Origin of the sequence: Luteibacter anthropi (genome assembly GCF_011759365.1) — a bacterium.
Taxonomy (GTDB): domain Bacteria; phylum Pseudomonadota; class Gammaproteobacteria; order Xanthomonadales; family Rhodanobacteraceae; genus Luteibacter; species Luteibacter anthropi.
This window is the reverse complement of record NZ_JAARLZ010000005.1, coordinates 285,215-310,578: the sequence shown is the minus strand read 5'-3', so window position 1 is coordinate 310,578 and position 25,364 is coordinate 285,215. Positions and strand designations below refer to the sequence as shown.

Here is a 25,364-nt window from a genome sequence, read left to right as displayed (position 1 = left end):
TATATCGTACGTAGTGTTCGTACGATATATCTTAAGAAACACTCTTGCAAGCACCACCCCTGTAGGAGCGCGCCTTGCGCGCGACCGATGTGGCCGGGCGCCATGGCCTGACCGGTCGCGCGCAAGGCGCGCTCCTACAAGTAAGTTCAGCCGAAGGTGAAAGTGAAGGCGTGGAAGTTGGCCTTGGGGACCTTGATCGTCAGCACGTGGTCCTTGTAGCCATCCCCATCGAACAGGGTGTAGAGCATCGACTTCTGCACGGTGACCGGCGGCTGCGGTTTGCCATCGACCAGCACTTCCACGGTGACCGGATCATTGGCGCTGGCCACCATGTGCACCTTCTTCGCCTTGAAATGCAGGCGGATCTCGCCGCTGGCGCCGACCAGGCTGGCATTCTCCCGGCCGATCTCCCAGCGCCCCACCAGGGCGAACTTGTTCAGGTCCAGGCGCGACGGGGCGGTGAAGTCGCGCACGCCCGTGCGGGCACCTTCCGGGCTGGCATTGTTCTCGCTGCGGTCGCTGCCGAAATACATCTCCGGCGAGCCGAGCTGGGTGAAGTCCGGTGCGTCCTTGTCCATTTCGGCTTTGTCGTCGGCCAGTTTCGGCATGCCCAGCAGCGTGCGGATCGCGTTTTCCATCTCGGCGTAGTTGCCCTCGCCATAATGGTGCGCAATGACATTGCCGCGCTGGTCCACCAGGTATTCGGCCGGCCAGTACTTGTTGTCCCAGGCATCCCAGGTGGCCAGGTCGTTGTCCTGCGCCACCGGGTAGTTGATGTGGTAGCGGGCGATGGCGTCGCGGACGTTGGCCTCCTGCTTCTCGAACGGGAATTCCGGCGAATGCACGCCGATCACCACCAGGCCCTTGTCCTTGTACTGGTCGTACCAGCGGGTGACATGGGGCAGGGTGCGCAGGCAGTTGATGCAGGAGTACGTCCAGAAGTCGATCAGCACGACCTTGCCGCGCAGCTGCTTCATGGTGAGCGGCTTCGAGTTCTGCCAGGCCTCGATGCCGGCAAATTCCGGGGCGGTCTGCGCCGCGGCGGCCGGGCGGGCGGCGCCAAGCGCGGTGACGACGAGTGCGACGGCCAGCAGGGCGTTACGGAACGGGTGGCGCATGGGAACTCCGTGGTTCTTGGGGGTGCGTGGAGCAGACCGGGGGACACGCCAGCACCTTACACCCGCCCGGTGCGCTAAAATGGCTGCTTTGCCAGCCGCACGAGCCAGCCGTAGCGCCATGACCTCGATCAAGCAGGACGACCTCATCCAGAGCGTCGCAGACGCCCTCCAGTACATCTCGTACTACCACCCGGTGGACTACATCCGGAACCTCTCCGCCGCCTACGAGCGCGAAGAGTCCCCGGCGGCGAAAGACGCCATCGCCCAGATCCTCATCAACTCGCGCATGTGCGCCGAGGGCCATCGCCCGATCTGCCAGGACACCGGCATCGTCACCGTCTTCCTCAAGGTCGGCATGAACGTGCGCTGGGACGACGCCACGATGGGCGTGGAAGACATGGTCAACGAAGGCGTGCGTCGCGCCTACAACCATCCGGACAACAAGCTGCGCGCCTCCGTGCTGGCTGATCCGGCCGGCAAGCGCATGAACACCCGCGACAACACGCCGGCCGTGGTCAACGTGTCGATCGTGCCGGGCGACAAGGTCGACGTCATCGTCGCCGCCAAGGGCGGTGGCTCGGAAGCCAAGTCGAAGTTCGCCATGCTCAATCCGTCCGACTCCATCGTGGACTGGGTCATCAAGACCGTGCCGACCATGGGCGCCGGCTGGTGCCCGCCGGGCATGCTCGGCATCGGCATCGGCGGCACGGCCGAGAAGGCGATGCTGCTGGCGAAGGAGGCTCTCATGGAGCCGATCGACATCGTCGACCTGATCGCCCGCGGTCCGTCCAACCGTGCCGAAGAGCTGCGCCTTGAGCTGTATGAAAAGGTGAACGCGCTTGGCATCGGTGCGCAGGGCCTGGGTGGTCTCACCACCGTGCTCGACATCAAGGTGAAGGATTACCCCACCCACGCGGCCAACCTGCCGGTGGCGATGATTCCGAACTGCGCCGCCACGCGTCACGCGCACTTCGTGCTCGATGGTTCCGGCCCGGTCGCGCTCGATCCGCCGTCGCTGGAAGACTGGCCGAAGCTCACCTACGACTCGTCGAAGGGTCGCCGCGTGAATCTCGACACGATTACCCGCGAGGAAGTGGCCAGCTGGAAGCCGGGCGAGGTGATCCTGCTCAACGGCAAGCTGCTCACGGGCCGCGACGCTGCGCACAAGCGCATGATCGACATGCTCAACCGTGGCGAAACGCTGCCGGTGGACTTCACCAATCGCTTCATCTACTACGTGGGCCCGGTCGATCCGGTGCGCGACGAAGTGGTGGGCCCCGCCGGCCCCACCACGGCCACGCGCATGGACAAGTTCACCCGCCAGATGCTGGAAACCACCGGCCTGCTGGGCATGGTGGGCAAGTCCGAGCGTGGCCCCATCGCCATCGATGCCATCCGTGACAACAAGGCCGTCTACCTGATGGCCGTGGGTGGCGCCGCCTACCTCGTGTCGAAGGCGATCAAGGCCTCGCGCGTGCTGGCCTTCGAAGACCTGGGCATGGAAGCGATCTACGAGTTCGAGGTGAAGGACATGCCGGTGACCGTGGCCGTGGACAGCCAGGGCACCTCGGTACACCAGACCGGCCCGAAGGAATGGCGCACGAAGATCGGCAAGATCCCCGTCGTCGTCGAATAACTCATGTAGGAGCGCGCCTTGCGCGCGACCACTACGAAGCCATGCATTCACGGCCTCGTACCGGTCGCGCGCAAGGCGCGCTCCTACAGGGTATGCAAGAGCCTCCCCGGTAAGCGACCTCGCCACCGAAGGGGTAGGATCCGATCGCATCGGCGATTACGACGAAGCGAGGCGCCACGTGTGTCTCGCGATCTGCTCGTCCTCTTCCGTGCGTATCACCCGGCACTCGAATGGCCCGATCCAGCGCAATCCATCCAGGATCGCCGCGCGCGTCACCGCGTCGTTCTCTCCGATGCCTCCGGTGAACACCAGCAGGTCGATGCCACCCAGCGAGGCAACCATCGACGCGATCTGCTTGCGTGCCACGTGCACGAAGACATCCTGCGCCAGCCTTGATGCCTCGTTGTCCATCTCGTGGAGCCTGCGCATGTCGCTCGTGCCACCCGACAGGCCCTTCAGGCCCGACTCGCGATCCACCAGCTTTTCCAGCCGCGCGGCGTCGTAGCTGCGTTCGCGCATGAGGTAAAGTAGCACCCCGGGGTCGAGATCGCCAGGCCGCGTCCCCATGACGATGCCGCCCGTGGGCGTGAGTCCCATCGTGGTATCCACCGACTTGCCGTCCAGTACGGCACACAGGCTGGCGCCATTGCCCAGGTGCGCGATCACCGTTCGCGACGGCAGGGCATCGCCCAGTTGTCGCACGATCGATTCGTAAGACAACCCATGAAACCCATAGCGCTCGATGCCGCCTTCGCGCAGGTCGGCGGGAAGCGGCAGCGTCTTCGCCACGAGGGGCAGGGTGGCATGGAAGGCCGTATCGAAGCAGGCCACCTGCGGTATGCCGGGAAACGCTTCGCGTGCCCGCGTCACCATCTCCACGGCTGGCGGTACATGCAGCGGTGCGAATGCCTTGGCTTCCTCCAGCCGTTCCATCAGGTCGTCGTCTATGAGCGCATGCTCGCGGATATTGGGGCCACCGTGCACGATACGATGTCCCACGGCGTCGGGCATGGGCAGGTCACGCTCATGCAGTGCTTTCAGGATATCTGCCACCGGATCGGCATCACTCCCCGGTGCATCGGCCTGCGCGGTGAAAAGAGCCTCGCAATGATCATCCTTTACCCGGTAGAAACCGTACTTCAACGAAGACGATCCGACGTTCAGGGCCAGCACTCCGTGCGTATCAGCGGCTTCGCCTGTACCTGTCGCGCGCAGGCGCGCTCCTGCAGAGGGTGGCGCGACCTCGTCGCCCCCCGCCCCTTGTAGGAGCGCGCCTCGCGCGCGACCGCTCTCCACGAGCAACCCCCCAGTCACACCTCCCCCTTCCACTGCCAATCCCTTGCCTCCGGCAGATCCTGCCCATGCTCACTCACGTACAGCTTGTGCCGCTGTATATCCGACCAATACCGCTGCTTCGCCTTCTCGCGCTCTCCCGCAAGCCGCGGCACGCGATTGATCACATCCAATGCCAGCTGGAAGCGATCCATGTTGTTCAGCACCATCATGTCCAGCGCCGTCGTCGTGGTGCCTTCTTCCTTGTAGCCACGCACATGGAAATTGTCGTGGTTGTGCCGGCGATAGGTCAGCTTGTGCACGATGCCCGGGTACCCATGGAATGCAAAGATCACCGGACGATCCTTCGTGAACAGGTCATCGAAGACATCATCGTCCATGCCATGCGGATGCTCGTCCGGTGTTTCCAGCGACATCAGGTCCACCACGTTGACCACGCGGATGCGGATGTCCGGCACGTACTCGCGCAGCAACATCACGGCGGCCAGTACTTCCACGGTAGGCGCATCGCCGGCACAGGCCATCACCACGTCCGGGTCGTCGCCACCGCGGCCGGCCCATTCCCAGATGCCGGCGCCCGCCGTGCAGTGGCGCACGGCCGTTTCCATGTCCAGCCACTGCCAGTCCGGCTGCTTGCCAGCCACGATCACGTTGACGTAGTGACGGCTGCGCAGGCAGTGATCCGCCACCGACAGCAGGCAGTTGGCATCCGGTGGCAGGTAGATGCGCACGATCTCGGATTTCTTGTTTGCCACATGGTCGATGAAGCCCGGATCCTGGTGCGAGAAGCCATTATGGTCCTGGTGCCATACATGCGAACTCAGCAGGTAGTTCAACGACGCGATCGGCGGGCGCCAGGCCATCTGACGGGTGACCTTCAGCCACTTCGCGTGCTGGTTGAACATGGAGTCGATGATATGGATGAAGGCCTCGTAGCAGGAGAAGAATCCGTGCCGCCCGGTGAGTAGGTAGCCTTCGAGCCAGCCCTGGCACTGGTGCTCGCTCAGCATCTCCATCACGCGTCCATCGGGCGAAAGATCCGTGTCCACGTCCTCGTATGAGCCAAGCCAGGTCTTGTCGCTGACCTCGTACACGGCTTCCAGCCGGTTCGACGCCGTCTCGTCAGGGCCGAACAGGCGGAAGGTCTGCATGTTCTGGCGCATCACCTCGCGCAGGAAACGACCAAGCACGCGCGTGGCTTCCGCCTTGTGATCACCGGGTGTTTTCACATCTTCGGCAAACGGCGCGAAGTGCGGCATGTGCAACGGCTTGAGCAGGCCGCCGCCATTGGCATGCGGATTCATGCCCATGCGGCGCTGGCCGGTAGGTGCCAGTGAGGCGAATTCCTCGCGAAAGCGCCCCTTTTCGTCGAATAGTTCCGTCGGCTCGTAGCTTTTCATCCACGATTCGAGGATAGCGACATGCTCGTCGTTCTCAAATTTCGCGATAGGCACCTGGTGTGCGCGCCATGTGCCTTCCACGGGCTTGCCATCGACCACCTTCGGGCCGGTCCAGCCCTTGGGCGAACGCAGCACGATCATGGGCCAGCGCGGACGCTTTGCCTCCGAGGCATCGCCTTCGCGTGCTTCCTTCTGGATGCGCGCGATGTCGTCAAGGCAGCGATCCAGCGTGGCCGCAAAGGCCTGGTGCATGGGCTCGAATTCATGGCCTTCGACGAAGTGGGGCTCATAGCCATAACCACGCATGAGATCGCGTAGTTCCTCCGGTTCGATGCGCGCCAGTACCGTAGGGTTGGCGATCTTGAAGCCGTTCAGATGCAGGATCGGCAGCACCGCGCCGTCGCGCACCGGATTCAGGAACTTGTTCGAATGCCAGCTCGTCGCCAGTGCGCCGGTTTCTGCTTCACCATCGCCGACGATGCAGGTAACGACGAGGTCGGGGTTGTCGAACGCGGCACCGAAGGCATGCGACAGGGAATATCCCAGTTCGCCGCCTTCATGGATCGATCCGGGCGTTTCCGGGGCGACGTGACTGGGAATGCCGTAGGGCCAGGAAAACTGGCGGAACAGTTCGCGCATGCCCGCGACGCTGCGGTCGATATGCGGGTAGATCTCGGTGTAGGAACCTTCGAGATACGTGTGGGCCACGAGCCCGGGCCCGCCGTGTCCTGGCCCGATCACGTAGATCATGTCCAGGTCGCGCTCGACGATGGCGCGGTTGAGATGGGTGTAGATGAAGTTGAGGCCCGTGGTGGTGCCCCAGTGGCCGAGCAGGCGATGCTTGATGTGTTCCTTCGACAACGGCTCGTCGAGCAGGGGATTGTCGCGAAGGTAGATCTGTCCGACGGAGAGGTAGTTGGCGGCACGCCAGTACGCATGCATGCGGCGCAGGAGATCGGGTGACAGCGTTTCGCTCATGAGGCACTTCCGGAAGCCACGGAGACTCCGGCCAGCCTATGCCCCAGGAGATTGCAAGGATGTGAAGCGCGCGAGGATTATCTGGATGAGCCGACTTCGCGCGTGTTGTTTTCCATCACGCGGATGGCCTCGTCGGACGAATGCGTGACAGGTGACGAGGAGGATGCGCCACCATGGCTGCGTGCCCGCTCGGCCAGTTCGCGGGCCAGGGCGGGACTATCGGCCACTGACGTCGTTGCAATGCCGGGCTCCGGTTTTGCCGGTGCCACCGCAAGTGGCGGCGTCGCTGCTGATCCGGTGTTCCTGTGTGCAGGTGGGGTCACGGGCGCGGCGGTGGCTTCGACGGGAGCCTCCACGGCGGTCGGCCGTGACGATATCGCTCGCCAGGCAAACAGGCCCAGCAAGAGCAGGATCACCACGCCGAGCAAGAGGGGCACGAGCCTGGACTGTTCGGTACGTGCGGCACGACGCCGCGCAGGTGCCGCCTTGCGAGCGGCAACGCTGGCGTTGGCCATGCCCGGCATCACGGCATCGAGATGATCGGGAAGCTTCAGCATCACCTTGAGAACGTCGCCATCCACCAGCTGCAGGCGGGGCTGGCGGCGCGCGATGTTGCGGGCCTCGGCGCTGAAGCGGCCGCGCGTGACGAGGATGCCGCCCGTGGAGGCCTCGTTGAGCATGGCGCTCAGCAGTTCGTTGACCTCCTGCGGCGGCACTTCCAGCGTATCCCAGTGCTTGCAGCGGACGATAAGTGACTCGTCACCGCGGCGCAGGCGCAGGTCGAGACCGCTGCCCAGGGCTTTCAGTGACGGTGCCGGCGCGGCATGTTCCACGCGGTAACCCTGCGCGCGGTAATGCTCCGCGAGCAGGTGCTCGAAATCCTGCCAGCCCAGGCGCGCAAGCGCGTCCTTGCTGCTGGCGGGTGGGGTGTTCGCCGCAAACATGCGTGGATCCCTGCCAGGGTCGAATAAGGGTCAATAATAACGCGGCGTCCACAATGGACGGCAGGGGGTCAGAGCGGGTCGGCAAGCATGGCATCCACGGCACGCTCGATCTGGCCGGGCGTGGCGTCGGGATGCACCACCACGCAGCAGCCACCCTGAACACCGGTATGGGTAGCCACGGGGCAGCAGACCTCGCCATCCACCGCGCGCAGGGCAGGCGGGTTCATGCGCGGCTTGTCGAAAGCCCGCACGATACGGTCGCCGTCCTGTGGCCCCCCGGCCATGATGGTCACCCACTGGTACATGGGTGCAGTATCAGGGGGCTCTCCCAGTCGCGGAGGCGCCTTTTCGGCTAGCTCTCCGCCACCACGGCCATCGGCCTGCGCAGCTGGCTGCGGCAGGCGATCAGGCGCGCCTGTCCGATGCCCTGCGACGGCGTCGCCTTCAGCACCGAGCCCGGCTCGGCCAGTCCGTGTTCGATCAGCACGTCGAGCATGGCGATACGGCTGGCCGCCAGCAATGCCCGGCCCAGCGGGGTGCGCAGGCCGCCATCGGCGGGGTCTGCGCGCTCGGCAAGCGCCTGGAGCACGCGTGGTGGCAGTCCCCACTGCCTGGCGGCATGCAGGGCGATGCGCTCGGCTTGCAGCCCGGCGGCCGCCACGAACGCCTGGCTGTATCCCACGCCGGAAAGACCTCGCCATTTTTCCAGCTCGACCAGCACCGGCTGGACGCCTGTCTGGCTCACCAAGCCCGCCAGCCAGGACTCGAAGGGATCACCGTCCGGCTGGGCGAGAAAGGCGCTTGCGCGGGCGCTGCGGCCAGCCTGTTCCCACAGCCGCTCTCCCGCTGCCCGGCTGGCTGGTCCGGTATCCCGGCGCAGTACGGGCCGCATGGCCACCTGCATCACCACGCGTTGCAGGCCGTGGTAACCGACCCTCCCGAGTACGCCCGAGACATCGCGGACATGGCCGCCCGCCACGTGGGGCGAGTGATTCACGGCATGGACGACATCGTCGGCGAGCGTGGGATCGGCTTCGATACGGCGGACGAGGGCGAGGCTGTCGGTCCTGGCGCTGTGCAACGGACCTATCAGCGCCTGCACGGCGGCAGGCAGGCGGGGCAGCGTGGCGATGTCGATGCGGTCGCCGCCGAACGCATCGCGTACGTGACGCAATACGGCTTGCTCGTCTGCCGAGAGTGACGAGGAGCGTGCTGCGGGAAACCCGTAGACGAGCCGGAAGAAGCGGTCTTCGATATCTTCGGCGGTGAGTGCGCCGGGAGGGGCATCGAAATCGGCATCCGCGACGAGCGGGCGCGGACGCCTCGTGCGGGTGGGCAACACGCTGGGATCACGACGACCGAACAACGTCCTGAGGAACCGGCCGATCACGGTTTGCGCCCCCGCTCATGTGGTTGGGATGCAGTATATGCCGGCCATCTACAATGGAATGTATGCACTTTCAGCCTGTCAGCAAACTTGTCCTGCCTCCCGGTGGATGGCAGACCCTTCTCGACTTCCTCGAGGCGCGATTTCCTTCGATTCCGCGGCCGGTGTGGGCGGACAGGCTGGCGCGCGGCATGGTGGCGGTTGATGGCGCCATCGTGGGCGGGGATGCCCCGTACGTTGCCGGCGCGCTTCTGGCCTATCGCCGGGAGGTGGCGGACGAGCCCAGGATTCCCTTCGAGGAAACCATCGTCTATTGCGACCAGGACATCGTGGTCGCCGACAAGCCGCACTTCCTGCCGGTGATGCCGGCAGGGCGGCACGTCGAAGAAACCTTGTCGGTACGTCTGGCCCGGCGCCTGGGCAATCCCGATCTGGTGGCACTGCATCGCCTCGACCGCGACACGGCGGGTCTTGTGGTGTTTTCGGCAAGGCCTTCCAGTCGCGACGCCTATACGCGTCTGTTCCGCGAACGCCGGATCGCCAAGGTCTACGAGGCGATCGCCGCGCCTTTGCCGGGATGCGTGTTCCCGCTGGAGCGCGCCACGTGCATCGAGCGTGGCGAGCCATTCTTTCGCATGCGCGAAGCAGAAGGCCAGGCAAATGCCTTCACTCGCATCGACGTGCTCGCCCGCGAGGCGGACCGATGGCTTTATCGCCTGGAGCCGGTGACCGGGCGCAAGCATCAGTTGCGCGTGCATATGGCTGGCCTGGGCGCTCCAATCGAAGGTGACCCTTATTACCCTGTGTTGCGCGAGGTAATCGAAGGATTCGATGATCCATTGCGGCTGTTGGCGCGTGAATTGCGCTTCACCGATCCGCTGAGCGGCGAAGCGCGGGTATTTCGAAGTGAACGGAACCTGCAACACGGCGCACGTTCTGCCTCGACGTAAGCGGCTGCGAGGCGCAAAATAAGCGCCTCCCTCGCCATGCCTACCGGGATGACCACCGCTCCAGGCTTTCGCACCGTTGCCCTGATCATCGCCAGCGCGATGTTCATGGAGCAACTGGACGGCACCATCCTCGCCACGGCACTGCCGGCGATGGCCCGCTCGTTCGATGTCTCGCCGCTGCATATGAGCGTGGCGCTCACGTCGTACATGCTGAGCCTCGCGGTCTTCATTCCCGCCAGTGGCGTCATTGCCGACCGCTACGGTTCGCGCAATGTTTTCCGCGCGGCCATCGCGCTGTTCACCATAGGCTCCATTCTTTGCGGCATTTCCGGCAATCTGCCGCTGCTTGTCGTGTCGCGCCTGTTGCAGGGCATCGGCGGCGCGATGATGGTGCCGGTCGGGCGCCTGGTGCTGCTGCGCTCGGTGCCGAAGTCCGAGCTGGTCAGTGCGATGTCGTGGCTGCTGGTGCCTGCGCTGATCGGCCCCGTGGTCGGGCCGCCGCTGGGGGGCTTTATCGTCACCTGGATTTCGTGGCGCTGGATCTTCTACATCAACGTACCCATCGGGCTGGCAGGCATCTGGCTGGCAACGAAGTACATCCCGGATATCCGTCTTGCCACCAGGACGCCGTTCGACCGGCTGGGTTTCGTGCTGTCGGGCACGTCGCTGTCGTGTCTCGTGTTCGGTCTGGAAATGGCCAGTCGTGGTGTCAACGGCATCCTGTGGTCGTGGGGGCTCATGGGCCTTGGCATCGTGGTTGGTGCGCTGTATGTGCTGCATTCGCGGCGTAGTGAGCACCCCATCCTCGATCTTTCACTGATGCGCTTCACGACCTTCCGCCTGTCGGTGTATGCCGGATCGCTCACGCGCATCACGGCAGGCGCGGTGCCCTTCCTGTTGCCGCTGATGATGCAGCTGGGTTTTGGCATGTCGGCGGCGCATAGCGGTGTGGTCACCTTCGTTTCGGCGCTGGGCGCCATGCTCATGAAGGCCACGGCGTCGCCGGTGCTGCGCATGTGGGGTTTTCGCGCCACGCTGGTGTGGAACAGCGTGCTGTCGGTGATCTGCATCGGCTTGTGCGCCGCCTTCCGTCCTGACTGGCCGCTTTGGGCGATCTACACGATCCTGCTGCTCGGCGGCTTCTTCCAGTCGTTGCAGTTCAGTGCATACAACACGGTGGCGTATGCCGACGTGCCGAGCGAGCGCTTCTCCAGTGCAACGAGTTTCTACACCACCTTCCAGCAGCTGATGCTCTCGGTAGGCATCTGCGTGGCTGCCGCCGCGCTGCATGTCTCGGTGGTATGGCATGGCCGCGATCACGCGGAACTGGGCGATTTCAGCGTGGCCTTCATCGTGGTCACCGTGCTCTCGCTGATCGCCGCCCCCATCTGCGCCATGCTGCCACGCAACGCCGGCGCAGAAATGAGCGGCCACCGCGCCCGCTAACCACTCCTTGTAGGAGCGCGCCTGCGCGCGACCGGCGTGGCGGTGAGCGCCAGTGTATTAGCCAGTCCGGGTCGCGCGCAGGCGCGCTCCTACAAGGCAGGGTGCGCGGGCCTTTGTAGGAGCGCGCCTTGCGCGCGACCGGATTTCGCGGTGAGCTCCAATGTATCGGCCCATCCGGGTCGCGCGCAGGCGCGCTCCTACAAGGCAGGGTGCGTGGGCGTTTGTAGGAGCGCGCCTTGCGCGCGACCGGATTTCGCGGTGAGCTCCAATGTATCGGCCCGTCCGGGTCGCGCGCAGGCGCGCTCCTACAAGGGGAGGGGGAGCTGGTATTTCACCCAGGAGCCGACGATGCCGGGCATGGCCGATAGCCTTCTTGCCTGTGATACGAACTCGCGTCGCGGCACTTCGACCGCCCCCATGCTCATCAGGTGAGGGTTGGTCACCTGGGCATCGAGCAAGGGAAATCCCCATCCGTGCAGCAGCTGGCACAGCCCGGCAAGCGCCACCTTCGAGCCGCCCGTGTGCGCGGAAAACATCGACTCGCCGCAGAACAGCCTGCCGATGGCAACACCATAAATACCGCCCACGAGCGTGCCGCGATCCCACACTTCGACACTGTGCGCGTGCCCGAGCCGATGCAGCTCTTCGTACGCGGCAATCATGTCCCGCCCGATCCATGTCCCTGGCTGGCCATTGCGCGGCGCCGCGCAGGCCTGCATGACGCGGCTGAACGAGGTATCCGCCGTGAGTCGCCAGTTCGTCTTCGCCAGCTGCCTGCGCAGGCTGCGGCTCACATGCACGCCATCGGTACGAAAGACGCAACGCGGATCGGGCGACCACCACAGGATCGGCTCGTCTTCGTTGAACCAAGGGAACACACCCTGCGAATAGGCCGCAAGCAAGCGTTCGGCCGAGAGATCACCGCCCCAGGCCAGCAGGCCATTGGGCTCATCAAGGGCACTTTCCGGCGTAGGAAACAGCGCCGGGCGCGACGGGTGCAATTGCGGCAGGCGGATCATCGGTCGGCGTAGGGCGAGTGGGTCATGAGCTCGTCGCGATAGGCGTCGCGATGGCCGGCCTCCTGGACCAGCGCCTCTGCCACCGCGCGACGGAAACCATCATGCGCTATGTAGTGGCGCGAATGGGTGACCGAGGGCAGGAAGCCCCGGGCCAGCTTGTGCTCACCCTGCGCACCCGGCTCGAAGCGCGTGATGCCTTCGCGGATCGCGTAATCGATGCCCCGGTAGTAGCACAGCTCGAAATGCAGCCCGGACACTTCGACGCTGGCGCCCCAGTACCGACCGTAAAGCACGTCACGGCTGCGGATGAACAAGGCCATCGCCACGATATCCTCGCCATCCCGCGCCATGGCGACCTGCACGGCGGGACCGAGCGAGGCGCCAAGGTGATGGAAGAAACGGGCGGTGAGGGCAGGGTGGTTACCCTTCATGTCGAAGGTGAGTTCGTATAGCGCATGGATCTGCCGCCACTGCGCGTCGGACAGCGTATCGCCGCCGCGCATCTCCAGCGTGAGGCCGGCGGCGTGTGCGTAACCGCGCTCCTGGCGGATGTTCTTGCGCTTCTTCGAGTTCAGCGCCGCGAGAAAATCGTCGAAATCGCCATAGCCCCGGTTATGCCAGTGGAACTGGTAGTCGGCGCGGACCAGCCAGCGCTCGTCGAAGGCGGGGAGATCGTCGTCGGCCAGGAAATTCGCATGTACCGATGACAGCCCCAGCCGGTCGGTTTCTTCCACCAGCGCCTCGACCAGGCGGCGACGCAAGGCGGGCGCATCCTCACCGTCGCGCACCAGCAGGCGCGGGCCCGGCACGGGCGAATAGGGCGATGCAACGAGCAGCTTGGGGTAGTAATCGCCGCCGGCCCGCTCCCAGGCGGCAGCCCAGCTCCAGTCGAAGACGAATTCGCCGTGCGAATTGCCCTTGAGATAGGTGGGTGCGGCGGCCAGCAACCTGCCGTCTTCGAAGAGGGCGATGTGCCGGGGGCGCCAGCCGTAGGCCTCGCGCAGGCAGCCGGTGGTTTCCAGGCCGGCGAGGAAGGCATGGGATACGAAGGGATTGCCGTCCGGGACGAGGGCGTCCCAGTCGGCAGGAGCGATGTCGGCAAGGCCGTCGAGGAAACGGATCCCGTTCATGCCGGACGGCCCCGCGCCCGTGGGCGCAGGGCCTTCGCCTTACGGATTGATCGGCATCTGCTGGTCGAGCCAGCGTTCGGCATCCAGCGCGGCCATGCAGCCGAAGCCGGCCGAGGTGATGGCCTGGCGGTAGACGTGGTCGGCCACGTCGCCGGCCGCGAACACACCCTCCACGGAGGTGGCCGTGGCCATGCCGTTCAGGCCCGACTTGATCTGGATGTAGCCGTCCTTCATCTCGAGCTGGCCTTCGAAGATGCCGGTGTTCGGCGTGTGGCCGATGGCCACGAAGAAGCCCTGTACTTCAAGGTCGCGCTTCGCGCCGGTGTTCACGTCCTTCACGCGCACGCCGTTCACGCCGGAGTCGTCGCCCAGCACTTCGTCGATCTGGTGGTTCCACACCAGTTCGATCTTGCCGGCCGCGGCCTTCTCCATGAGCTTGTCCTGCATGATCTTCTCGGCGCGCAGTTTGTCGCGGCGGTGCACGAGGTAGACCTTGCGGGCGATGTTGGACAGGTACAGCGCCTCTTCCACGGCGGTGTTGCCGCCACCGACCACCACCACATCCTGCTCGCGGAAGAAGAAGCCGTCACAGGTGGCGCAGGCGGACACGCCGCGGCCCTTGAACTTTTCTTCCGAGGCGATGCCCAGGTACTTGGCGGTGGCGCCGGTGGTGACGATGATGGCGTCGGCGGTGTACTCGCCGCTGTCACCCTTCAGGCGGAAGGGGCGGTTCTTGAGATCCACGCTGTGGATGTGGTCGAACACCATCTCGGTTTCGAAGCGCTCGGCGTGCTCCGCCATGCGGCGCATCAGCTCCGGACCCTGCACACCCTTCTCGTCACCCGGCCAGTTGTCCACCTCGGTGGTGGTCATCAGCTGGCCGCCCTGCTGCAGGCCGGTGACCATCGTCGGCTTGAGGTTGGCGCGCGCCGCGTAGACGGCGGCCGTGTAGCCGGCGGGACCGGAGCCGAGGATCAGCAGACGGCTGTGCTTGGGGGTGCTCATGTATAATCCTTGGGTTTACTGCGGCGTATGGTGCATCGACGTACCGCGGGCCTCCCCGGGGGGAGGTGACTCGTGTTCAGGCCCGGAAGAATGGGGAACACCGAGGTGCGATTCAAGACATGCGCTGCATGATACCGATGCCCGGTCACCCCCGGGGGCGTCGGGCCGTGGCATGATGCCGCGAAACGTCAATCGAGGTTGGTAGTTAAGTGGCGCGCAGCGCGAAAGTCGTGAAAAAGCAGGCCAAGGCCCAGGTCAAGGCCCAACGGGAAGGACTGAGCGACGAGCTCAAGCGCCGGCTGCGCGAGGCCGGGGCGCTCCTGTTGCTGCCGCTCGCCCTCTACCTGCTGGTGTGCCTGCTCAGCTACAACGACCAGGACCCCAGCTGGGGTCACATGGGCGTGGCCGAGCACGCCACCAATTTTGGCGGCCCCGTGGGCGCCAATATCGCCAACATGCTCCGCTACATCTTCGGGCTGGTGTCGTACTGCTTCCCGTTGCTGCTGCTGGCCCTGGGCATCCAGGTGATCCGCCATCGCGGCGAGCGCAACGTGCAGGCATGGGAGCCCTCGCTGCGGCTTATCGGCTTCGTGTTCTTCTTCATCACCGCGCCGGCGCTGGCCTACCTGAACATCGACATGCCGGTGCTGCCCGAAGGCCCCGGCGGCATCGTGGGCAAGTGGGTGGGCAGGGGCCTGCACAACGCTTTCGGTGACAAGGGCGCGCCGCTGCTGTTGCTGGCGGTGGGCCTGATCGCGGTCACGCTGGCCACCGGCCTTTCCTGGTTCAAGCTGATGGACTCCACTGGCGAGCTGGTGGTGCGCATGGGTGGCTGGTTTGGCGGCAAGGTGCGCCAGGCCCCCGAGGTGATGGCCGCCCGCTCGGCCCGTGCCGAGCGCGAGGTAGTGAAGAAGGCCGAGGCGGTCAAGCAGGCCAAGCGTGAGCCGGTGCGCATCGAGTCGCCGGTGAGCACCGTGGTGACCAAGAGCGAGCGTGCCGTTCGCGAAAACCAGATTCCGCTGTTCACGGGCGCATCGATGGATGGCGAGCTGCCGCCGCTGTCGCTGTTGGACGACGCCCCCCCGCAGGGCCCGGGGTATTCCGAGGAAACCCTCGAAGTGCTCTCGCGGCAGGTCGAGCTCAAGCTGCGCGACTTCAAGATCGAAGCCCGTGTGGTCGGCGTGTATCCGGGCCCGGTCATCACCCGTTTCGAACTGGAGCCCGCCGCCGGCGTGCGTGGCAGCCAGGTCTCCAGCCTCGACAAGGACATCGCCCGCGGCCTGTCCGTGGTGAGCGTGCGCGTGGTGGACGTCATTCCGGGCAAGAACGTCATCGGCCTGGAAATCCCCAATACCAAGAAGCAGATCGTCTACCTTTCCGAAATCCTCAAGTCCGAGCGCTACGACCAGGTGAAGTCACCCCTGGCGCTGGCGCTGGGCAAGGACATCGGCGGCAAGGCCGTGGTGGCCGACCTGGCGAAGATGCCCCATCTGCTGGTGGCCGGCACGACGGGTTCGGGCAAGTCCGTGGCGGTGAACGCCATGGTGCTGAGCCTGCTCTACAAGAGCAGCCCGAAAGACGTGCGCATGATCATGATCGACCCGAAGATGCTAGAGCTGTCGGTCTACGACAAGATTCCGCACCTGCTGGCACCCGTGGTCACCGACATGAAGGAAGCCGCCAACGCGCTTCGCTGGTGCGTGGCCGAGATGGAGCGCCGCTACAAGCTCATGGCCGCCGTGGGCGTGCGCAACCTGGGTGGCTTCAACAAGAAGGTCCGCGAGGCAGAAAGCGCCGGGCAGCCCCTGCTCGATCCGCTGTTCCGCGCCAACCCCGACATGCCGGGCATGGTGGCCGAGCCGCTGGAACCGCTGCCGCATATCGTCATCATCATCGACGAGTTCGCCGACATGATGATGATCGTCGGCAAGAAGGTCGAAGAGCTCATCGCCCGCCTGGCACAGAAGGCCCGTGCGGCCGGCGTGCACCTGATCCTGGCGACCCAGCGCCCGTCGGTGGATGTGATCACCGGCCTCATCAAGGCCAACATCCCCACGCGCATCGCCTTCCAGGTGTCGTCGAAGATCGACTCGCGCACCATTCTCGACCAGTCCGGCGCCGAAGCCCTGCTGGGTCACGGCGACATGCTCTACCTTCCGCCCGGCACCGCCACGCCCGACCGCGTGCACGGCGCCTTCGTGGACGACCACGAGGTGCACAACGTGGTGGAATGGCTGCGCGCGCAGGGTGCGCCGAACTACATCGAAGGCGTGCTGGAAGAAGTCCAGTCCACCGCCGACGGCAAGATCATCAACGAATCCGGCCTCCCGCAGGACGCCGACGGCGATGCCGACAGCGACAACGCGCTCTACGACCGCGCCGTGCGCGTGGTGACCGAGACGCGGCGCGCGTCCATCTCCGGCGTGCAGCGTCATCTGCGCATCGGCTACAACCGCGCCGCCCGCCTCGTCGAGCAGATGGAGCAGGACGGCATCGTCAGCGCGCCGCAGCACAACGGCAACCGTGAAGTGCTCGCGCCGCCGCCTCCGAAGGACTAACACCCCATGACTCCCATCAAGCCGGGGACGCTGCGCCAGCGCCCCTGGGGACTGCTCGTCACCGGCGATCTCGTGCCCACCGACGAGGTGCTGGACGAGGTGCAGAGCATCTTCGAGCTGAATCCCTCCATCCCGGGCCTGGAACTGCGTGCCGACGATGGCCGCGCCTGCTCGGTCGTGCGCGAGTACGCCAGTGGCCACACGGCCGAGGTGGACGATGCGCTGGAAGTGATCTTCGCCGAACAGGCCGAGATCGCCGAGATCGTGGTGGTGGGCCAGGAAGCCCGCCCGCTCCATATCGCCACCCGCGACGCGCCGTTCTGGCATCGCGACGGCAAGGCCATCGCCGACATCAGCGAGAAGATGGAGGCCGGCGAGATATCACCCGCCGAGGCCATCGACATGCTTAAGTCGCTGTTCGAGACCGATCGCTGACAATCGCGCCGACACTTACGGAATCCATGCCATGAAACGCCTGCTGCTTGCCGCGACGCTGTCCCTCCTCAGCCTGCCGACCTTCGCCGCCGGTCCGGCGCGTGACCGCCTCGATGCGTTCGCGAAGGGGCTGCATTCGATCACCGGACGCTTCAGCCAGACGCTTAGCAATGCCAACGGCGACGCGGGCAAGACGAGCACGGGCACGCTGGCCTTGCAGGCCCCACGCCAGTTCCGCTGGGAGACCACGGCTCCGTACAAGCAGACCATCGTGGCCGACGGCAGCCGCGTGTGGTTGTACGACCCCGACCTGGAGCAGGTCACGGTGCGCAGGCAGAGCAGCGAAGAAGCGCAGAGCCCGCTCACGGTGCTTACCGACCTGTCGCAGCTCGACAAGGGCTTCAAGGTGACGGAGCAGGGCGAGCGCGATGGCCTGCAGTGGCTGCGCCTCACCTCCACCAGCAAGGACCCGCAGTTCGATCATGCGGACCTCGGCTTTGACGCCGGCGGCCTCGCACGCATGGAGTTCAAGGACCAGCTGGGCAACACCACCCGCATCCAGTTCGCGGGCTGGCAGAAGAACGCCGCCGTGCCGGCTGACACCTTCAACTTCGTGCCGCCGCAAGGCGCCGACGTCATCGGCGACGCCCCGGTCATCCAGACCCAGCCCATTCACTGATGCTTCCCCTGTAGGAGCGCGCCTCGCGCGCGACCGTGCATGCCGGCACATCCGGTCGCGCGCGAGGCGCGCTCCTACAGGGGTGATTCCACCCAAATATGACGGTTTCATGCCAGACTCCGCCCCGAACATCGGATGTGGAGGTGCTGGGGCATGTATGTCGTCTGGGCCATCGTCGGCGCAATCATCGGCGTATTCGTAGGTCAGAGTGTTGCCGGCGCGGTTGCCGGTTTTGCCATCGGCCTGCTCTGGGCACGAACCTCCCAACTGAGCCGTGACCTCGACGAAGCCGTCCGCAAGCTGACGGAATCGGCAACGAAGCCGGCACCCGTGCAGCGCTCCGAGCAGTCAGTCACGTGGCCCACGGCGGACGAGGTCCTGGCGCGCCAGCCGGGCAGCCCGGCGCACCCATCCGATCTGACAGGCCGGCCCCCGGCACCCATCGGCGCAACAGCCTCCACGTCGACGCGATCGGTGCCCCCGCCGATGCCCGCCGAGGCCGCTACTTCTGCGCCCGTGCCCGCATCATCCGCATCCGCATCCGCATCCGCATCCGCATCCGCATCCGCTTCGGCACCGGCACCGGCACCGGCGCCGGCACGGGAGGCTTCAGCGATACCCGCCGCACCGACCGGCCCATCCTTCGCCGATCGCGCTGCCTCGGCGGTGAAGCGCTGGTTCACCGAAGGCAACGTGCCGGTGAAGGTCGGCATGCTCGTGCTGTTTGCCGGCGTTGCCGCCTTCCTCAAGTACGCCTCCGACATCGGCCTGCTGCGCGTGCCCATGTCCGTGCGCCTTGCGCTGGTGGCGCTCGTCGCCATCGCGGGTGTCGGTTTTGGCTGGATGCAGCGCGAGAGACGCCGGGCGTTCGCGCTGTCGTTACAGGGCGGCTCGCTCGGCGTACTGGTGATGACGGTATTTGCCGCTTATCGCATGTACGACCTGATCGGCCCGCTGCCGGCCTTTGCACTGCTGGTGATCTTCGTGGCCGGCCTGTGCGTGCTGGCCGTGTTGCAGGACGCACTTGCCCTGGCCGTGCTCGGCCTGCTGGCCGGCTTTGCCGCGCCGATCATCGCGTCGAGCGGGCAGGGCAATCATGTGGCCTTGTTCTCGTACTACGCCGTACTCAACCTCGCGATCCTGGGCATTGCCTGGAAGCGCTCCTGGCGCATCCTCAACGTGCTGGGTTTCGTGGCCACCTTCGGCATCGGCACCGCCTGGGGTGCGCTCCGTTACGACCCGATGCTGTTCAACAGCACCGAGCCTTTCCTGGTGCTGTTCTTCCTGCTTTACCTCATCGTGCCCTGGCTGCACGTGCTGCGTTCGCCGGACCGGCGCAAGGCAATCCTCGATGGCTGCCTGATGTTCGGCAACCCCATCGCCAGCCTGTTCCTGCAGGCGGCGTTGCTCGACTGGGCGCCCATGCCGCTGGCGGTATCCGCCCTCGTGGCGGCGGCGATCTACGTCGGCATCGCCTTCGCCATCCGCAAGCGCGACGACATGGGCGTGTTGCGCGAGACCTGGGCCGTGCTTGCCGTGGCCTTCGCCACCATCGCCGTACCGCTCGCACTGAGTGCCAGTGTCACTGCCAGCGTCTTCGCGCTGGAAGGCGCGGGCCTGGTGTGGCTGGGCTTCCGGCAATCGCGCCGCCTGCCGCGCTGGTCGGGCGTTTTCCTGCAATTGCTGGCGGCAGGTGCATGGGGGCTCAACGCGCTGTTCAATCATCACTACGGCGACATGCCGATTCTCAATGCACAGTTCATCGGTGCGTTGCTGCTGATGGTCGGCGGTGCGGCAAGCGCATGGCAGTTTGACCGCCATGGTCGTTCGCAGGGCGTGTCCAGTCTTGCCCGCATCGGTCTCGCCGCGTGGGCACTGCTGTGGTGGTTCGTAGGCGTGGGCGTAGAGATCGCAACATTCGCCACCGACGACACCACGGCTGCGGCGTGCTGGCTGGCCGTGATCGGCATCATCGCGTGGCCCGTGGCCGAGGCCAGTCGTCGTGCGCACAAGCTCGACCTCGGCGTAGTGCTGGCTTTCGTGGTGCCGCTGTCGATCTTCGCCGGCGTACCCGTGCTGATGGGCGCGGGGCAGAGTGGCGTACAGCCTTTCAGTGTGTGTCCGCTGATCGCCGTCGCGATATCTGCTATCAGCAGCTGGTTGGCCATGCGCGCCATCACGGCGCATCGTGTTGTGGCGGTGGCGGCGAGCGTCGCCTGGTGGCTGCGCTGGCTGGTGTTCATCGGCGTCGGCACCAGCGTGGCTTACGGCTTCCGCATGCCCATGCTCGTGGCGGATGGCTGGGTGAGCGCAGCTTTCGTTCTGCCGACGCTTGTGCTGACAGCGCTCGCACTATGGTGGCCGCGTCCTGTCGTGGCACCGTCGGCGGCGCACGCGGAGGCGATTCGCGCTGCGCTTGGTGGCTTGCTGTTCTTTGCGACGGCCCTGATCGGCATTGGCCTGCTGTTCGTCTCCGGGCAGGCGGCGCCGTTGCCTTTCATTCCCGTGCTCAACCCCGTGGACCTGCTGCTGGTTGCGGTGCTTGTACTGGTCTTCCGCGCACTGTCCGACGACACATTGCCGCACGGCGTGCGCGTGACGCGACCGGTGGTCTTTGCCGTGTGCTTCTTCGCCTTTGCCACCAGCGCCACCTTGCGCGCCGTGCATCACCTGGCGAGCGTGCCGTGGGACGACACGATTACCCGATCCAGCCTTGCGCAGCTTTCGCTCACCGTGGTGTGGAGCGTGATCGGTGTGCTGGCCTGGGTGCTGGGCTCGCGTCGCGGGCAGCGCATGCTGTGGATGGCCGGTGCGGGCATCATGGGTCTCGTACTTGCGAAACTGCTGCTGGTGGATCGCAGTCACCTCGGCAACCTGTTCGGCATCGGTTCCTTCATGGCGTATGGCCTGCTGTGTACCGTCATCGGCTATCTCGCGCCGGCACCGCCGCGCCAGAGTGTTTCCCCTTCCGCGGAGCCTCCTCATGCGTCGTGACTGGCGTATCGCCTCGTTCCTTTTCGGCCTGACGACCACCCTTGCCGTGGCCGCCGATGCGCCGGGCTTCGCCTGGGCCTACACGCTCGATACGCCAGCCGGTGCCAGCGCCTATCTGATCGAACTGCCGCAGGACGCCTACGCCTGGGCCAGCCCCGATGCGGGGTTGGCCGACGTCATCGTGGTGGATGCAGACAACCGCCCCGTGGCCATGGGCCCGTATTCGGCTGCTGCCCCGGGCTTCCATCCCGTGACGCTGGATACGCCATTGCGTGCCGTCCCGCAGACGGCAAGTGGCGTGGCGGGACCACGTATCCAGCGCAACACCAACGGCGACATCGTGATCGATCCCGGCGCACCGGTCGTGCCGGGCACACCGACGCAATGGCTGTTCGACGCCCATTCGCCGGTCTCGGCCGAGCGCCTGGAATTCCCTGCATCCACGCACGACGTAAGCCTTACGGTGGACGTGGATGCGAGCACCGACCTGCAAACGTGGAGCCCCATCACGCGCGGCGCTTCCATCGTGACCCTGGGGCAGGGCGAAGGCGCGGTGGATGCGCGTGTGCTGAAGCTCAGCGGCTCGCCGATGCGCTACTACCGGGTCAGCGTCACCAAGGGCGAGGCACCCTGGGATACGAATGGCGCATCGTCGGTGACGCTGTCCGGCACCGTGGAAGATGCCTCATCGAAGGACGAGGCGGCACTGCAATGGACAGTGGTCACGTCATCCGACAGCAAGACCAGCGGGCAGGGCGTCGATTACGACTACGACCTTCCCGCCGCACTCCCGGTAAGCCGCATCCGTGCCCGACTCGGCGGCGGCGACAACGTGGCTCGTCTGGACATCACAGCCGTGCAGGGGCCCATGAGTGGCGAATCGCTCGGCACCATCGTGCTCACCCCGGGGCAAGCCGCCGATCACCCGCTGGAAGTGCCAGTAGCCCGTCGCCAGCACCTGCGCGTGCACTCCGGCACGCCACTGCGTGAGCCGCCCAGGCTCGACGTGGGCTGGCGTGCGGACCGCTTCGTCTTCCTGCCCGAAGGCAAGGGGCCTTATCGCCTGCTGGTCGGCAGTCGCAGCCTGCGCCGCCCCAGCTGGCCCATTGCCGAAGCCATCGCGTCGCTGCGCAAGGGCGCCGATGCCAGCTGGCGCCCCGCGCTGGTTCGGGTCGGTCCGGGTGAAGAGCTGGAAGGCCGCAAGGTTCTCGACGCCCCGGCGGCGCCGTTCGACTGGACCCGTCCGCTGCTCTGGGTGGTGCTGCTGCTCGGCGCGGCCGTGGTGATCGGCATGGCCACCAGCCTGCTGCGCAAGCCGCCCCCGCCGGATTCAGGGGAGCATTGAGGCATCGTGCACGGTGAACGCGCGATAATGCGAGTTCACCGAACGTAACGAGCCTCATGTTTTCCCAGTCCCCCGGTCTGTTCGCCGAACCCGAAGCGCTGAAGCCCCTGGCCGAACGCATGCGCCCCCGCTCCCTCGACGAGGTGGTGGGACAGGCGCGCGTGATGGGCGAGGGCAAGCCGCTGCGCCGCGCGCTGGAAGCAGGGCGCGTGCATTCCATGATCCTGTGGGGGCCGCCCGGTTGCGGCAAGACCACGCTGGCCCTGCTGGTGGCGCGCTACGCCGACGCCGATTTCCGCGCCATTTCCGCCGTGATGAGCGGCCTGCCCGATGTGCGCAAAGCGCTGGCCGAAGCGGAAGGCAATTTTGCGCAGGGTCGCCGCACCGTGCTCTTCGTGGACGAGGTGCATCGCTTCAACAAGGCGCAGCAGGACGCCTTCCTGCCCTACATCGAGCGGGGCGTGATCCTGTTCGTGGGCGCCACCACCGAAAACCCCTCGTTCGAGCTCAACTCCGCGTTGCTCTCGCGCTGCCGCGTGCACGTGCTCGACGCCGTGAGCGTGGATGCCATCGTGGCCGCGCTGCGCCGCGCACTGGAAGACAGCGAACGCGGCCTGGGCGAACTGGGCCTCGACGTGGACGACACCACGCTCAAACTCATCGCCAGCGCCGCCGACGGCGACGTACGGCGCGCGCTCACCCTGCTGGAAATCGCCTCCGAACTCGCCGAAGGCGGCAGCATCGACCAGACCACGCTGGAGCAGGTGCTGGCCGACCGCACGCGTCGTTTCGACAAGAGCGGCGAGCAGTTCTACGACCAGATTTCGGCCCTGCACAAATCCGTGCGCTCGTCCGACCCGGACGCCGCCGTGTACTGGCTCACCCGCATGCTCGACGGCGGCTGCGATCCGCTCTACCTCGCGCGCCGCCTCACCCGCATGGCGGTGGAGGACGTGGGCCTCGCCGAACCCCGCGCCTGGCGCATGGCCCTCGACGCCTGGGACACCTTCGAACGCCTCGGCAGCCCCGAAGGCGAGCTAGGCCTCGCCCAGCTCGCTATCTGGCTGGCCGTGGCCCCGAAGAGCAATGCGGCCTACATGGCCTACAACCGCGCCAAGGCCGTGGTAAAGGAAATGGGCACCCTCGACGTCCCCATGCACCTGCGCAACGCACCCACCAAGCTGATGAAGAACCTCGGCTACGGCACCGGCTACCAGTACGACCACGACGCCGAAGGCGGCATCGCCCTCGACCAGCAATGCCTGCCCGACGAACTCGTCGACACGGTCTTCTACGAACCCGTAGACCGCGGCCTGGAACTGAAACTCCGCGAAAAACTGACCACCCTTCGCGCCGCCCGCACCAAAGCCCGCAAACCCAAACCGTAGGAGCGCGCCTGCGCGCGACCGGTTTTCGCGAAAAACCAACATTCTTCGCCCATCCCGGTCGCGCGCAAGCACGCTCCTACAGCCCTCCAAAACCCCAAATTCCATCCCGGCGCACTCCACGGGACCGAATTTGCGATAATCACGGGTCGAATCAAATGGAACCCGACCCATGCTGGATCCCGCCCTCCTGCGCGGCAAACTCGCCGAAACGGCCGAGCGCCTCCGCGCCGCCCGGAAGTTCGACCTCGACGTAGCCACGATCGAGCGCCTCGAATCCGAGCGCAAGGCGCTTTCCACCGAGACGCAGGAGCTGCAGAACCTGCGCAACACCCGTTCCAAGGCCATCGGCCAGGCCAAGGCCAAGGGTGAGGACGTCGCCCCCCTGATGGCCGAGGTCGCCGGCATCGGCGACAAGCTGAAGGCCAACGAGCACGCCCTCACGGAAGTGCAGGCGAAGCTCACCGATATTGCCCAGGGCATTCCGAACATCCCGGACGAGTCCGCCCCCTTCGGCAAGGACGAGACCGAGAACACGGAAATCCTCCGCTGGGGCCAGCCCCGCTCCTTCGCCTTCGAAGTAAAGGACCACGTAGACTTGGGCGCTCGCCACGGCTGGCTCGATGCCGAGGCCGGCTCGAAACTGAGCGGCGCCCGCTTCACCGTGCTGCGCGGCCAGCTCGCGCACCTGCACCGTGCGCTCGCCCAGTTCATGCTCAACTTGCACACGGTCGAGCACGGCTACCTCGAACACAACGTACCGCTGATCGTGAACCCGGACGCCATGCAGGGAACCGGCCAGCTGCCCAAGTTCGAGGAAGACCTCTTCCACACCCACGTGGGCGAAGCCAGCCGCTACCTCATCCCCACGGCCGAGGTGGCCCTGACCAACCTCGTGCGCGAGAGCATCGTGGAGGCCGACGCGCTGCCCATGCGCTTCACCGCCCATTCGATGTGCTTCCGCGCCGAGGCCGGCAGCTACGGCCGCGACACCCGCGGCATGATCCGCCAGCACCAGTTCGAGAAGGTGGAAATGGTGCAGATCGCCACCCCGGACACCAGCTTCCAGCAGCTGGAGGAAATGGTGGGCCACGCCGAAGCCGTGCTCCAGGCCCTGGGCCTGCCGTACCGCAAGGTGCTGCTGTGCACGGGCGACATGGGCTTCGCGGCGGTGAAGACCTACGACCTCGAAGTGTGGCTGCCCAGCCAGAACACCTACCGCGAGATCAGCAGCTGCTCCAACTGCGGCGACTTCCAGGCCCGCCGCATGCAGGCCCGCTGGCGCAACCCCGCCACCGGCAAGCCGGAGCTGGTACACACCCTCAACGGCTCCGGCCTCGCCGTCGGCCGCACCCTCGTGGCCGTGATGGAGAACTTCCAGCGCGAAGACGGCAGCATCGAGGTTCCCGAGGCCCTGCGCCCGCTCATGGGCGGACTGGAAGCCATCGCTTAAGCGTTCAGGTACAATCGTCGCGCCGGGGCAACCCGGCGCGACGACGCGATACAACGCTAGGCTGCAATGGCCGGCGTGCGAAAAACACGGAGAGATGGCCGAGTGGTTTAAGGCAGCAGTCTTGAAAACTGCCGTAGGTGCAAGCCTACCGTGGGTTCGAATCCCACTCTCTCCGCCAAATGAGTTTTTCTTTTTATAAATCAATGACT

At 65.8% G+C, this 25,364-nt stretch carries 19 protein-coding genes and 1 tRNA gene; 11 read left to right on the top strand and 9 right to left on the bottom strand.

The genetic code is table 11. The annotated features are described in order from the left end of the window. Positions 1-146: 146 nt before the first annotated feature. On the bottom strand, positions 147-1,118 hold the full coding sequence (locus HBF25_RS11325; protein WP_166948427.1) for a thioredoxin family protein: 972 nt from the start codon (positions 1,116-1,118) through the stop codon (positions 147-149). 118 nt (positions 1,119-1,236) lie between these two features. Here HBF25_RS11325 and HBF25_RS11320 point away from each other — a divergent pair, with 118 nt between their 5' ends. Continuing rightward, positions 1,237-2,754 (top strand): fumarate hydratase, encoded by a 1,518-nt coding sequence (locus HBF25_RS11320; RefSeq protein WP_166948608.1) that lies wholly within the window; start codon positions 1,237-1,239, stop codon positions 2,752-2,754. A gap of 156 nt (positions 2,755-2,910) precedes the next feature. Here HBF25_RS11320 and HBF25_RS11315 read toward each other — a convergent pair whose 3' ends face one another. From HBF25_RS11315 to HBF25_RS11295, 5 genes are all read right to left on the bottom strand, one after another. Continuing rightward, entirely contained in the window at positions 2,911-3,897 is a 987-nt protein-coding gene (locus HBF25_RS11315) for an acetate/propionate family kinase (protein ID WP_208392534.1), read from the bottom strand. A 167-nt stretch (positions 3,898-4,064) separates the two neighbouring features. Further along, entirely contained in the window at positions 4,065-6,425 is a 2,361-nt protein-coding gene (locus HBF25_RS11310) for a phosphoketolase family protein (RefSeq protein WP_166948425.1), read from the bottom strand. A 77-nt stretch (positions 6,426-6,502) separates the two neighbouring features. Then, on the bottom strand, positions 6,503-7,369 hold the full coding sequence (locus HBF25_RS11305) for a restriction endonuclease (RefSeq protein WP_166948423.1): 867 nt from the start codon (positions 7,367-7,369) through the stop codon (positions 6,503-6,505). 68 nt (positions 7,370-7,437) lie between these two features. Beyond that, on the bottom strand, positions 7,438-7,674 hold the full coding sequence (locus tag HBF25_RS11300) for a hypothetical protein (RefSeq protein WP_166948421.1): 237 nt from the start codon (positions 7,672-7,674) through the stop codon (positions 7,438-7,440). A 47-nt stretch (positions 7,675-7,721) separates the two neighbouring features. After that, positions 7,722-8,759, bottom strand: coding sequence for an HDOD domain-containing protein (locus HBF25_RS11295; RefSeq protein WP_166948420.1), 1,038 nt, complete (start codon positions 8,757-8,759; stop codon positions 7,722-7,724). A gap of 62 nt (positions 8,760-8,821) precedes the next feature. On the opposite strand from HBF25_RS11295, the gene HBF25_RS11290 reads away from it, so the two are divergent. Continuing rightward, entirely contained in the window at positions 8,822-9,706 is an 885-nt protein-coding gene (locus HBF25_RS11290) for a pseudouridine synthase (RefSeq protein ID WP_243853182.1), read from the top strand. A gap of 48 nt (positions 9,707-9,754) precedes the next feature. After that, positions 9,755-11,152 carry an MFS transporter gene (locus HBF25_RS11285; RefSeq protein ID WP_243853181.1) on the top strand — a complete coding sequence of 466 codons (1,398 nt, stop codon included), beginning with the start codon at positions 9,755-9,757 and terminating at the stop codon, positions 11,150-11,152. A 305-nt stretch (positions 11,153-11,457) separates the two neighbouring features. Here HBF25_RS11285 and aat read toward each other — a convergent pair whose 3' ends face one another. The 3 genes from aat to trxB are packed head-to-tail and all read right to left on the bottom strand — an operon-like array spanning position 11,458 to position 14,306. After that, the gene (aat, locus tag HBF25_RS11280) at positions 11,458-12,171 is read right to left on the bottom strand and encodes a leucyl/phenylalanyl-tRNA--protein transferase (RefSeq protein ID WP_166948414.1); all 714 of its coding nucleotides are present in this window, start codon (positions 12,169-12,171) and stop codon (positions 11,458-11,460) included. After that, the gene (locus HBF25_RS11275) at positions 12,168-13,301 is read right to left on the bottom strand and encodes a GNAT family N-acetyltransferase (RefSeq protein ID WP_166948412.1); all 1,134 of its coding nucleotides are present in this window, start codon (positions 13,299-13,301) and stop codon (positions 12,168-12,170) included. Before HBF25_RS11275 ends, aat begins: the two co-directional genes overlap by 4 nt. 39 nt (positions 13,302-13,340) lie before the next feature. Further along, positions 13,341-14,306 (bottom strand): thioredoxin-disulfide reductase, encoded by a 966-nt coding sequence (trxB, locus tag HBF25_RS11270; RefSeq protein WP_166948410.1) that lies wholly within the window; start codon positions 14,304-14,306, stop codon positions 13,341-13,343. A gap of 230 nt (positions 14,307-14,536) precedes the next feature. Here trxB and HBF25_RS11265 point away from each other — a divergent pair, with 230 nt between their 5' ends. From HBF25_RS11265 to HBF25_RS11230, 8 genes are all read left to right on the top strand, one after another. Further along, positions 14,537-16,864, top strand: coding sequence for a DNA translocase FtsK (locus HBF25_RS11265; RefSeq protein ID WP_250876874.1), 2,328 nt, complete (start codon positions 14,537-14,539; stop codon positions 16,862-16,864). A gap of 6 nt (positions 16,865-16,870) precedes the next feature. Then, positions 16,871-17,299 (top strand): hypothetical protein, encoded by a 429-nt coding sequence (locus HBF25_RS11260; protein WP_166948406.1) that lies wholly within the window; start codon positions 16,871-16,873, stop codon positions 17,297-17,299. Positions 17,300-17,330: 31 nt separating this feature from the next. Next, the gene (gene lolA, locus HBF25_RS11255) at positions 17,331-17,978 is read left to right on the top strand and encodes an outer membrane lipoprotein periplasmic chaperone LolA (protein WP_166948404.1); all 648 of its coding nucleotides are present in this window, start codon (positions 17,331-17,333) and stop codon (positions 17,976-17,978) included. 153 nt (positions 17,979-18,131) lie between these two features. Continuing rightward, positions 18,132-20,972, top strand: a complete 2,841-nt coding sequence (locus tag HBF25_RS11250) for a DUF2339 domain-containing protein (protein ID WP_166948402.1) — start codon at positions 18,132-18,134, stop codon at positions 20,970-20,972. Then, positions 20,962-22,317 carry a DUF3999 family protein gene (locus tag HBF25_RS11245; RefSeq protein ID WP_166948400.1) on the top strand — a complete coding sequence of 452 codons (1,356 nt, stop codon included), beginning with the start codon at positions 20,962-20,964 and terminating at the stop codon, positions 22,315-22,317. Before HBF25_RS11250 ends, HBF25_RS11245 begins: the two co-directional genes overlap by 11 nt. Before the next feature lie 56 nt (positions 22,318-22,373). Continuing rightward, the gene (locus HBF25_RS11240) at positions 22,374-23,705 is read left to right on the top strand and encodes a replication-associated recombination protein A (RefSeq protein ID WP_166948398.1); all 1,332 of its coding nucleotides are present in this window, start codon (positions 22,374-22,376) and stop codon (positions 23,703-23,705) included. Positions 23,706-23,874: 169 nt separating this feature from the next. Beyond that, complete coding sequence (gene serS / locus HBF25_RS11235) at positions 23,875-25,155, top strand: serine--tRNA ligase (protein ID WP_166948396.1); 1,281 nt, start codon at positions 23,875-23,877, stop codon at positions 25,153-25,155. Between the two features lie 88 nt (positions 25,156-25,243). Next, positions 25,244-25,333: transfer RNA gene (locus tag HBF25_RS11230), tRNA-Ser, on the top strand. Positions 25,334-25,364: the final 31 nt, after the last annotated feature.